This window comes from Paenibacillus sp. J31R34, from assembly GCF_059383715.1.
The window spans coordinates 1-10,563 of sequence record NZ_JBXENU010000026.1 but is presented as its reverse complement, the minus strand read 5'-3'; the positions used below and the strand labels follow the sequence as shown (position 1 = coordinate 10,563).

Here is a 10,563-nt window from a genome sequence, read left to right as displayed (position 1 = left end):
GGTAGCTCATGGCTGATTCTCCTGTGTAGGGGTAGTGTGGTAACTTCATTCTACACACGAATCGGTCATGGGTCATTTTTATGTGTCGCACTTCATATTACAATCCGTCAATAATAGAAACTGCATAGAGAGCTGTATGATAAGTTTTTCCGGTACCAGGAGGCCCATATAGAATAATGTTTTTATTGAGCAGCGCGGGATCTATAAGATTCATAGCTAATTCTGCAGCAGGGGCTATGAATTGATTATCTAGTTTTTCAGAGAACATAACTGGATTCTCTTGATCGCTGAGAAAGTCCTCATAATAGACTAACGCATACTGAAATGCTCGATTTCCAGCTTTAATATTAATGTCTTCAAAATTATCCGCTTTCTCCATAATAAGCCGCATTTCACGATATATGCTGGAAGAAGCCACTTCAAAAACATTGGTCGTTTCAAGCTTGATACCGATTAATCTTCCTGGTGCAGTAGTAAGAGCAGATACATAGGAATTAACGGTATTTTCCGAATAAGGCTTGCCATTAGCTTTCTTTTTCTTTCTCAACCAGTTTGCGTAACTTTTTTTACGTGTCAAAGCAAGATTATCCACTACATAACCCCTCTCTCAATACAAAATAGACATCTTCAGTTCCGCTTAGGTCCTATATGTTATTGAAAATTATAAATTAATTCACTTTATGACAATTAATCCAGATAACATGTACCTAAATACCTATTTCCATAGTACTATTTTCCATACAAAAAGAATATCTTATTTATTTCAATTCGACAAAAATAAGCCAGATATGTTCCATACATGCCTAACTGTTCTCTCGTCTTTTTACTTTTTTCTTACGACAATCATTAGTCAATCCTCTTCGTAGCCCTTTGATTAACTAATGGTTTTGCATCTTTCAAAAGCATCGTGATCTGCTCACCGTCATTTATTAATACACAGCGAGCACACATCATTAAATAACATTCAAAAAAGCGTCGGTGCAAGTATCTCTACTTGTACCGACGCTTCTTCACTCCAATGCTGCAACAATACGCTGCATCCTAGACTCAATCTAAACAATCCCACAGCCTGCGCGCGCACTCGGCATACAGCAGCGATTCACGCCAGCGGTCGCTTAGCTCAGCCCTTGCTCCTTCACCTGTGAGGCGGGTCATCGCATAAGGAGGTGGCCCCAGCTCGCAGACGAATGGAAAGCTGTCCTCTGGCTGCGAACGCAGGAGCCAATGCTCCATTCCCTTGCGCCACCAGCGTTCAAAATGCGACAGCATCGCCTTCCCCTCTTCATGCTCCATGCCAATCTGAATTTGCTCCCCGTTTGATACGCGGGCATGAATACTGCTTGTATGCACGAGCAGCTGCTGGAGCAGTTCCTCAGCCTCAGGCCGAATACTCCGCATTTCTCCAGCCAGCACATAATGGGAAAAATCGATCGTCAGATCCAGCTGCTCCAAATTTCGCACATAGCGGGCAGTCCGTATTAAATCCTGCGTAATCGTTCCCCGATGAGTCTCGACATAAACCGGAATGCCCGCTTGGCGGGACAGCTCCTTAATCGCTCCAAGCAAGCTCTCGGCTTTTGTTCCTGTTACGAATGGCGTCATAACCTGTGCATTAATGAAAGGAATGCCGCCGAAGCGTACCGCTTTTTCCAAAAAGGCTGCCATATCCGCTGCGCTTGCAGGATACGCATTGACACTCAGCTCAAGCTGATGCTGCGCCAGCTGTTCCTTCCACTCCGCTTCATGCTCCGGCTGAGGAATAAAGCCATTAATACCATCGAATCCAGCGCCCGCTATTCGCTTTATTTTCTCCGCTGTCGAATCGGCAGCAAAATCAGGCACCTGCTCCATGCCCCACCAGGACATGTGAACGCTGAGCTTACGGTCAATGCGGGTAATTGGCTTCATATTCAATGCCGCATGGCCCCCCGTCTGGATTGTTCTCAAGTTCTATGACACTGCCGTCTGCACGAAACAGCGGGTGGTAAAAATGGCTAATATGCGTCGCAGATTCATTGGCATAATGGCAGATAAAAGCGCGCCGGAATCGATCCTTCGTTTTGTTGCGGTAAGAGCCATGAATGAGATTGCCGTTAAAAAACAACGTATCTCCCCGCTCCATCCGCGCCGGAACCGGCTTATTGTCTTTCGGTGGCTTGACGAAATGCTTCGTAAACGACTCCGTCACATCCGCCTCCTCCGGACAGGACAGCTCATAATCATGCGTCTTTGGCACAACCAGCATCCCGCCATTTTCCTCATCGGCCGCATCTATGGCAGTCCATGCTGCAATGCAATTGCCCGGCTCCACCTTCAAATAAAAATTGTCCTGATGCAGCGCCTGCCCCCGCGAGCCCGGTGGCTTGTAGTAAAACATGCTTTGCGCGGCAATCGGCTCCTCTTCATATAAATCTCTCAGCACATTGAGCACAGGCTCGTGCAGCATGTAACGCTTCGCCGTTTCATTGATACGATGAGGATGCATGACCCGAGGATAACGCTTGAGCGGATCGTTCATCTCCGCGCTCAAATCAGGCTCAAAATAACCGGGAATAACCTGCTGGCTAATCCCTTCAAAGGTCGAATCGATTTCGGCGAGATCTTGCTCGCTGAATAAATTTTTGACGATTACATATCCGTCGCGACGATACTGCTCCATTTGTTCAGCTGTTAAAGTTAGGGCACCAGATGTCATACGTTTTCGCTCCTTTTTCACATAGCGGCACCTTGTCGTGCCTGATTTTTAAGGTTTAATTTGTGTGGCTTGATAAATCAAGTATAGTGCGAACCCCCTTTGGGAAGGAATGAACAATCATACTGAAAACTACATCAATACTGCTATATCAAAAATAACAGCGTGTAAGGATTCCTTCTTTTTCCGGTTCATTCACGCTCAAACAGCTGCTTTTCAGAACAATAGCCAAGACGGCTGTAATAAGGTAAACTAATTGTATTCTGCAAGTCCGTCATGAGAAGGGTGGCGCTGCCATGAAACGAAACGATTTGGACAATCGCCAGGGCAAGGCCGCTGCCGAGCAGTTCGTTATTTTTGCTGGCCATTTTACAGTAAATGATCATTACCATACATTGCGGCCACACGGCAGAAGCGACTGGCTTATGATTTATACGCTGCAGGGTGAAGGCTACGCTCAGAGCGGCGATTCACACAAGCGCTGCTTGCCGGGTGAGCTGACGCTTATTAGGCCAGGCTGCATGCATGAATATGGCACGATGGCGGGCAAAACGTGGCAGTTTGTCTGGGTTCATTTTCCCGATGTAATGGCTGAAACTGGACTGCTCCCCAACTCTGATCTGATCTCGCAATCGATTCGTCAGCCCTCAGCAGGCAAACGAATTTATCGGGCTTTTCGACGGATATTGACCGACTCGCTGGCGAGCAGCCTGTATAGTGAATCGTTGTGTGAAAACTCGCTGCGCGAAATTTTGCTGCTGCTTGCCCAGCAGATTAACAGCAAAGCGGATGCCCGCATTGAAGAAGCGATGCATTTGCTCGCCGTTCACATGACTCAGCCGCTTTCTATTGGGGAGCTGGCTCATACGATCGGGCTTTCTCCATCTAGATTATCCCATCTATTCAAGGCTTCAACGGGGTATTCCATCATTGATATGCACAACCGGATGCGTATTCGCCAAGCTGCCCTGCTGCTGGAGCATACGAAACGAAGCGCTTCTGAAATCGCTTTTGACGTAGGTTATCAAAACTATAACCACTTTGCGGTGCAATTTAGCAAGGTTTATGGCCTTTCCCCCCGCTCTTACCGCAGCTGGAAACAAACGGCTGATGGTTTGGCACAACAATAAGTGGAAACAAAACGGACAGAGATGGTAAAATAGGAACAGGGAAGGAGGTCAACTATGACCACGGAAAACGAAGTAAGCGAAGAGGAACAACAAAGCGAGAACCCACAAGAACAAGAAGCGAAACAAATTATTTTGGCGGTATATACTCACACGCTCCAAATGCTTCAAGCCGAGTTTGAAGCCTATCAGGTTGAGGGACAGATTACTAACAATCCCAACTACGGGCCCCTGTTTGCCTACCGCTTGAAAGAGGCGGATAGCGATAAGGAGTATGCTTGCGGCTTCTTTATTAATGAACTGCTTGAGAAGCATAAGGATGCTGAGAGGGCAAGCCAATGGCTCGCTTCCTTCTATATCGATATGATTGACAGCGGTGTCAGCAAGCCGCTTCAGACACCTCCACAGTCCGAAGACGAAGCCAAGAAGCTCATCGATGAATATATCGTGCCGCATTGCGCTAAGTCGGTTCGGGAAGAATTTAGTCCTGAGCAGGTTTATGTAGATTTGGACATGAATGAGCAAATTGGGCCGGTTATCGAAGCCGGATTCCCTGCAATTACGGAAGGCAACAATGTATGTGCGATGCCTTTCGCCTACTTGCTCACGCTTCATTTAATGAATCGCGATCCAGCAGATCCGCTCGTTCATGGCCTGTACAAAATCCGTGCAGAGAACGGTTTGGAATAACAATTGACAATCGGCTCTGCCGACAATTATACTGTACATAAAAATAGTACAGTTCATCGTTCTTTTTTGGCATGGTTTGCCGAATGCTGAACGCATTTGATCTGCAAAGAGGAGTGTCATTTTTGTCTAATTCCGAAAGTTCATTCAGCACGGTTATCCGCGAGCGCCGTTCGGTTCGCAAATACGATCCAACTTTTAAAATGACGCAGGAAGAAATTCAAGCTATTATCGCTGATGCGGTTCTTGCGCCGTCCGGAAGCAATCTGCAGCCTTGGCGTTTTCTAGTCATTACCGATCAGGAAACGAAGCAAAAGCTGCTTCCTATTGCTTTTAACCAAGAGCAGGTTGTAACTTCGTCTGCTGTCATTGCCGTTATGGCCGATTTGGAGTTTTATAAACATGCCGAGCGCATTTATGAAAAATCGATTGAAGCTGGTTATATGACCCGCGAAGCAGCAGATAAGCTCAGAACGAATATGACGGGCTTCTACGCGAGTGCTCCTGCTGAACGCCTGCTCTCCTCTGTGCTCGTTGACGGCGGACTTGTGTCGATGCAGCTGATGCTGGCTGCGCGTGCCAAAGGCTTCGATACCGTACCAATGGCTGGTTACAATGTAGCGCAATTCCGTGAGCTGATGAATGTGCCTGAAAACTATACGAATGTCATGCTGATTGCCCTTGGCAAAGCTTCAGAGGCTGGTCATCCGACTACCCGTCTGGATGTTAATGACGTTACGTTCTGGAATCATTTCTAAACGAACCAACATAAGACCGTTTTCCACTGGAGCTGCCTAGCGACGCCTCCTTTGGAAAATGGTCTTTTTTCAAATGAAAAAACGTGAAATCCCTAGAGCGCAGGTCGCGCTTGCCTGGGTGCTGCAAAAAGACTCGATTACCGCGCCAATCGTCGGTGCAACGAAGCCCCATCATTTGACGGATGCTGTAGCCGCCTTGGATGTTAAACTAACAGCCGAGGAAATCGCCGCTTTGGAGGAGCCTTACGTTCCCCATCCCGTTATGGGCGGTCTAAGCTAACGTCTGTTTAGAGCATGGTCTTAGCTGCACCATACTTTTTATAGCCCGAGTCACCTTCTATGCAAAAATAGCCCAGCAAATGCCGCCTGATACGGGCAGTATGGCACTCCAACACGCCATCTTGCTCCGCATCAGGCGGCATTTCTGAGCTACAGGGATAAGAGCTGCAAGCCGATAATCTCTAGCGAAATATCGTCACCGTAGCTCTCGATCCATGATGAAGCTGCTTGCATTAAGCCAGTGCCTCCTTGACGAACTCGGACAATAACTTTTGTTCTTTATTAGAAAGATTCTGGATCATATTTACGAACTCCGATACCAGCTCCGTAATCTCTATGCCTAGCTCCTCTTGGACGGTTTGGATGACCGTACCCAGAACCGTTCCAACAAATACGAGCAGTCCGGAATGGTCATTCGGCGTTTTATTAACAAGCAGGTGAATGACACTCTCCGTCTTGCCTCCAAGCTTCTTCAAATAGGCTAGCAGCAGCCCAATGATGTAGCCGCAAAATTCAATATGGGTCGCTTTGCTAGGAATGCCATCCAATATTTTTCTAAGCAGCTCATTGATGTTCATATGGTTCTTGCCACTGAGCAATTGCTTAATCGAACTTGCAGTTGCCTCCCAGTCTCCAGGATTAACCAAGTCAGAACGCTCCTGGCGAAAAAGCTCCGCCGCCTTGACTGTTGGCGCAAACACAACCTGTGACCTTCCTGTTTCTTTATCATTAACCTCGTAGCTGCGCGATACAAAACCCAGCTTCTCTATTTCCTTCAGCATGTCATAGGCTGTCCATTTGCTTACGCCTAAAGCTTTCGCTAACGTCTCATAATGTATCGGTAATGAAGTGCGTTGATACAATTCCATCAGCTGGTCCAGAAATTGTAATCGGCGTTTCGTAAGCCCCATAAATCCACCCCTATTTTCAGCCAGCAGCTGTTTGCATCATGTCTGTCTAGCTTTGGCTGGTTTGCGGCTTAATGTTAACATCCCCTCATAGTTCCGTCAACAAGCGTTCCAAGGCAACAGCTTGCCGTTATTCGGGACATCCTGTTGTCAGAAACGCCCAGAGCGGATAATCGCATAGATCAGCCAAATAAACATAGCCAAGGTAACACCAAAGCCGATTTCTATAACAGGCAGTCCCCAAAACAGCGTTTGGGAGTGGTTTAAGGCAGCACCCACAATTAAGCCAACCATCACTAAACTAAGCGCAAGCAAGACAATACTGAATGACAGCTGGTTGCTAATCCGATCCATTTTTTTCATGAGCGTGTCAAGCTGAGGTGATTCCACTTCCATCCGCAGTTTACCCTTCCGTACAACGAGAGAAAGCTGCTTCAAAGTGACCGGAATGTCGCTGATCAGCTTGAAATAATCTGGTGCTTCTTCCAGCAGCCCTCTCCATATCTCCCTTGGGTCCAATTGCTCTACAAATAGCTTTTTACCGAATGGCTCAGCAATATCAAAAATTTTAATTTCCGGATCGAGTGCAACCGCCACCCCTTCCATCGTAAGCAAGGATTTGCCGAGCAGCGTTAATTCCGATGGAATCTGAATATGATGTCGGTTGGCAACCATAAATAAATCTCCAATAGCTGTTCCAAGGCTTATCTGATTGAGCGGCACCTGATAATACTTCTCCCTCATTTCATCCACATCAGCATATAATTTGCTCTGATCCACCTCATCCGGAATAACTCCCATATACGAAATGGCTCGAATGACACCCTTAGAGCTTTGATTGCGCAGGGCGATTACAAGCGATGCAAAATGCTTTTTCGTACCGGGAGATAACCGCCCTACCATTCCAAAATCAATTAGCGCCAGTCGGCCGTCAGGAAGCGCCATGACATTGCCAGGATGCGGATCCCCATGGAAGAAGCCATCGACTAGAACCTGATGAAAAATCGCCGTTGCCAGCCGCTCCGCAAGCTGTTTATTGTCTAGTCCCATTCGTTTAAGCTGCTGCCTGTCCGAAAGCTTCACTCCGTTTACATAGTCTGTGGTCATTACACGCTTCGTACTATATTCCCAATGTACCGAAGGTACAAAAATATACGGCAGCTTCTTACTATAGGCAATAAATTTCTCTGCACTATGCGCTTCCATTGTATAGTCCATTTCCTGACGGAACGCTTTGCTCAGTTCCTCAACAATCTCAATTAGACGATAGTGCTGGGCAAACTCAAAAGCCCCTTCACCCAATTTAGCCACATCCGCTAAAATATTCAAATCCGTTTCAACCAGCTTTTGAATGCCAGGACGCTGAACCTTAACGACAACCTCTGCTCCATCCCGCAGCGTAGCCCGATGAACTTGGCCAATGGAGGCCGCTGCAATCGGTGTAATGGAAAAGTTCAAAAACAAATTTTCAATCGTATCACCAAGCTCTGCTTCAATAATTTGAGTTACTTCCTCATATGGGAATGCAGGCACATGGTCCTGCAAACGTTCTAATTCAACCAAAATATTTGCCGGAATTAAATCTGGACGCGTGCTTGCAATTTGTCCCAGTTTAACAAAGGTTGGACCTAATTCCTCCAGCAATGTCCGAATGCGTTCGCCGACGCTTCTAGTTTGAATCTCTTCTTGCTCCGGTTTGCGTATAAACCTCAATCTATCCCTGGCTCCGATACCATCTGATACATATCCCAGCCCGTTTCGTGCTATCGCAGTAACAATTGTTCGATAACGCTGTAACTGCCTAATCCGTTTTCCGTGCTGCAATCGTGTAGCCCCCTGTCAATCCGCGCTTTGCTCTTTCTGCTCAAGTGCATCCAGCCGTTTTTCAAGTCGCTCGATATCCTCGCGGGTAGCTATTTTCCCTTCACTTAAAATAGCTCTTACTCGTTCCTGCGCCATGGCTTCAATCTGCTCACGCAGCTCTTCCCCCTTTTGAACAAGTGTATCGGTTAAGGTTTTGGATTCTTCTTTACTAACCTGCCCTTTCTGCACCAATTCATCAATCGTTTTTTCCACCTGCTCCTTGCCGGTAACAGCGATCCCCATTGCCAGTGACATAGCTTTGCTTATTGTATCTTTCATCTTCAAACAGCTCCTTTGCTTTTATAGGTTATAAAATACACAAAAAACCAAAAAACTATACAAACAAATAGGCAACCTGCTTCACTAGCCTAAATGTTTTGACCACTTATAGTGAAAACATTGCCAAACAAGTTTTTTGGCTTTTTGTGTCTACAGATTACCACTAAAATAATAAACCGTCAAATGGTTAACAAATCAAACTACTTCCTTCTAATTTCAAAACGAAAAACGATGATCACATTATATGTGATCATCGTTTCAACAACTTGCTTATATGCCGGCGAGAGGACTCGAACCTCCACGGTTTCCCTCACGATTTTGAGTCGCGCGCGTCTGCCATTCCGCCACGCCGGCGTTTTAAAGAATAATGGCGTGCCCTAAGAGATTCGAACTCCTGGCCTTTTGATTCGTAGTCAAACGCTCTATCCAGCTGAGCTAAGGGCACATACTATGAAATTGTGGAGGCGCCACCCAGACTCGAACTGGGGGTAGAGCTTTTGCAGAGCTCTGCCTTACCACTTGGCTATGGCGCCATAAAGATGGAGCGGACGACGAGATTCGAACTCGCGACCCTCGCCTTGGCAAGGCGATGCTCTACCACTGAGCCACGTCCGCAAAAGAATGGCTGGGGATTCAGGGATCGAACCTGAGAATGACGGAGTCAAAGTCCGTTGCCTTACCGCTTGGCTAATCCCCAACAATTAAGTATTTTTTTAATTTGAACAATAATGGGGCGATCGAGGGGAATTGAACCCCCGAATGTCGGATCCACAAACCGATGCGTTAACCACTTCGCCACGACCGCCATATTATATTGTTCTGATTGGCAGGGGCAGCAGGAATTGAACCCACACCAACGGTTTTGGAGACCGTTGTTCTACCCTTAAACTATGCCCCTAAAAACTGGTGGAGGATGATGGATTCGAACCACCGAACCCGAAGGAACAGATTTACAGTCTGCCGCGTTTAGCCACTTCGCTAATCCTCCATAAGTGGTGCCGTCGAGAGGACTTGAACCCCCAACCTACTGATTACAAGTCAGTTGCTCTACCAGTTGAGCTACAACGGCATGGTACATTCTTTCATTTAACTATCATCTTAATGGTGGCTCGGGACGGAATCGAACCGCCGACACGAGGATTTTCAGTCCTCTGCTCTACCGACTGAGCTACCGAGCCAGATGTTTTAAATGGCGGAGCTGACGAGATTCGAACTCGCGGTCTCCTGCGTGACAGGCAGGCATGTTAGGCCTCTACACCACAGCTCCACATCATATTCTCGGATCATTCCGAAGGTAAAGTTTGGTTGCGGGGGCAGGATTTGAACCTGCGGCCTTCGGGTTATGAGCCCGACGAGCTACCGGGCTGCTCCACCCCGCGTCATCGTAAAAGCAATATGGTGGAGGCTGAGGGGATCGAACCCCCGACCCTCTGCTTGTAAGGCAGATGCTCTCCCAGCTGAGCTAAGCCTCCATGTTGTTTAAGCGACTTTTATATCTTAACACTTTTTCAATCGTTTTGCAAGTGCTTTTTAAAAGTTTTTTTGGTGACCCGTAGGGGACTCGAACCCCTGTTACCTCCGTGAAAGGGAGGTGTCTTAACCACTTGACCAACGGGCCATCTTAAAATTCAACCAGCATACTTTAAGTAAGTATGGCAGAGAGGAAGGGATTCGAACCCTCGAGACCCGGTTAGAGCCTACACGATTTCCAATCGTGCTCCTTCGACCACTCGGACACCTCTCTATAATGGCTCCCCGAACAGGACTCGAACCTGTGACAACTCGATTAACAGTCGAGTGCTCTACCAACTGAGCTATCAGGGAATATAAAGCATAACATACAAGGTATTGCTACCCTGAAAACTGGATGCGAAAGACAAAGTGTAAAACATTTAGCGTGTTGTTTAGGATAAGCCCTCGACCGATTAGTATTCGTCAGCTGCACGCATTGCTGCGCTTCCACCCCGAAC

At 47.0% G+C, this 10,563-nt stretch carries 9 protein-coding genes, 16 tRNA genes and 1 pseudogene; 4 read left to right on the top strand and 22 right to left on the bottom strand.

Features of this window, described 5'->3' with window-relative positions:
* Positions 1–97: 97 nt before the first annotated feature.
* From AC50YG_RS31825 to AC50YG_RS31815, 3 genes are all read right to left on the bottom strand, one after another.
* Positions 98–592 (bottom strand): hypothetical protein, encoded by a 495-nt coding sequence (locus AC50YG_RS31825; RefSeq protein ID WP_494832870.1) that lies wholly within the window; start codon positions 590–592, stop codon positions 98–100.
* Between the two features lie 455 nt (positions 593–1,047).
* Entirely contained in the window at positions 1,048–1,908 is an 861-nt protein-coding gene (locus tag AC50YG_RS31820; RefSeq protein WP_494832872.1) for a sugar phosphate isomerase/epimerase family protein, read from the bottom strand.
* A complete protein-coding gene (locus tag AC50YG_RS31815; protein WP_473761236.1) occupies positions 1,886–2,695 on the bottom strand; it encodes a phytanoyl-CoA dioxygenase family protein in 810 nt (269 codons plus the stop codon). The genes AC50YG_RS31820 and AC50YG_RS31815 overlap by 23 nt, the downstream gene beginning before the upstream one ends.
* A 293-nt stretch (positions 2,696–2,988) precedes the next feature.
* Between AC50YG_RS31815 and AC50YG_RS31810 the strand changes: the two genes are divergently transcribed.
* The 4 genes and pseudogenes from AC50YG_RS31810 to AC50YG_RS31795 form a co-directional block, all read left to right on the top strand.
* Positions 2,989–3,822: a helix-turn-helix domain-containing protein gene (locus tag AC50YG_RS31810; protein ID WP_494832868.1), complete on the top strand. Its 834-nt coding sequence runs from the start codon at positions 2,989–2,991 to the stop codon at positions 3,820–3,822.
* A 54-nt stretch (positions 3,823–3,876) separates the two neighbouring features.
* A complete protein-coding gene (locus AC50YG_RS31805; protein WP_341279263.1) occupies positions 3,877–4,509 on the top strand; it encodes a hypothetical protein in 633 nt (210 codons plus the stop codon).
* Positions 4,510–4,592: 83 nt separating this feature from the next.
* On the top strand, positions 4,593–5,264 hold the full coding sequence (locus AC50YG_RS31800) for a nitroreductase family protein (RefSeq protein WP_473761240.1): 672 nt from the start codon (positions 4,593–4,595) through the stop codon (positions 5,262–5,264).
* Between the two features lie 79 nt (positions 5,265–5,343).
* Positions 5,344–5,544 (top strand): annotated as a pseudogene (locus AC50YG_RS31795) (aldo/keto reductase); the annotation flags it as partial.
* Between the two features lie 232 nt (positions 5,545–5,776).
* Here AC50YG_RS31795 and AC50YG_RS31790 read toward each other — a convergent pair.
* The 19 genes from AC50YG_RS31790 to AC50YG_RS31700 form a co-directional block, all read right to left on the bottom strand.
* Positions 5,777–6,454: a LexA family transcriptional regulator gene (locus tag AC50YG_RS31790; protein WP_494832866.1), complete on the bottom strand. Its 678-nt coding sequence runs from the start codon at positions 6,452–6,454 to the stop codon at positions 5,777–5,779.
* 147 nt (positions 6,455–6,601) lie between these two features.
* The gene (locus tag AC50YG_RS31785) at positions 6,602–8,275 is read right to left on the bottom strand and encodes an ABC1 kinase family protein (RefSeq protein ID WP_494832864.1); all 1,674 of its coding nucleotides are present in this window, start codon (positions 8,273–8,275) and stop codon (positions 6,602–6,604) included.
* Positions 8,276–8,290: 15 nt separating this feature from the next.
* Positions 8,291–8,593 (bottom strand): phasin family protein, encoded by a 303-nt coding sequence (locus AC50YG_RS31780; protein WP_473761248.1) that lies wholly within the window; start codon positions 8,591–8,593, stop codon positions 8,291–8,293.
* Positions 8,594–8,868: 275 nt separating this feature from the next.
* Positions 8,869–8,947: transfer RNA gene (locus tag AC50YG_RS31775), tRNA-Leu, on the bottom strand.
* A 14-nt stretch (positions 8,948–8,961) separates the two neighbouring features.
* Positions 8,962–9,038 (bottom strand) — tRNA-Arg (locus tag AC50YG_RS31770).
* Positions 9,039–9,052: 14 nt separating this feature from the next.
* A tRNA-Cys gene (locus AC50YG_RS31765) sits at positions 9,053–9,126 on the bottom strand.
* 7 nt (positions 9,127–9,133) lie between these two features.
* Positions 9,134–9,208: transfer RNA gene (locus AC50YG_RS31760), tRNA-Gly, on the bottom strand.
* 7 nt (positions 9,209–9,215) lie between these two features.
* Positions 9,216–9,290 (bottom strand) — tRNA-Gln (locus AC50YG_RS31755).
* Between the two features lie 32 nt (positions 9,291–9,322).
* Positions 9,323–9,398 (bottom strand) — tRNA-His (locus AC50YG_RS31750).
* Positions 9,399–9,417: 19 nt separating this feature from the next.
* A tRNA-Trp gene (locus tag AC50YG_RS31745) sits at positions 9,418–9,491 on the bottom strand.
* 6 nt (positions 9,492–9,497) lie between these two features.
* A tRNA-Tyr gene (locus tag AC50YG_RS31740) sits at positions 9,498–9,581 on the bottom strand.
* A gap of 5 nt (positions 9,582–9,586) precedes the next feature.
* Positions 9,587–9,662: transfer RNA gene (locus tag AC50YG_RS31735), tRNA-Thr, on the bottom strand.
* Positions 9,663–9,695: 33 nt separating this feature from the next.
* A tRNA-Phe gene (locus AC50YG_RS31730) sits at positions 9,696–9,771 on the bottom strand.
* A 12-nt stretch (positions 9,772–9,783) separates the two neighbouring features.
* A tRNA-Asp gene (locus AC50YG_RS31725) sits at positions 9,784–9,860 on the bottom strand.
* Between the two features lie 35 nt (positions 9,861–9,895).
* Positions 9,896–9,972 (bottom strand) — tRNA-Met (locus tag AC50YG_RS31720).
* Positions 9,973–9,989: 17 nt separating this feature from the next.
* Positions 9,990–10,065 (bottom strand) — tRNA-Val (locus AC50YG_RS31715).
* 71 nt (positions 10,066–10,136) lie between these two features.
* A tRNA-Glu gene (locus AC50YG_RS31710) sits at positions 10,137–10,211 on the bottom strand.
* A gap of 35 nt (positions 10,212–10,246) precedes the next feature.
* Positions 10,247–10,337 (bottom strand) — tRNA-Ser (locus AC50YG_RS31705).
* A gap of 4 nt (positions 10,338–10,341) precedes the next feature.
* Positions 10,342–10,417, bottom strand: a tRNA-Asn gene (locus AC50YG_RS31700).
* Between the last annotated feature and the right edge of the window lie 146 nt (positions 10,418–10,563).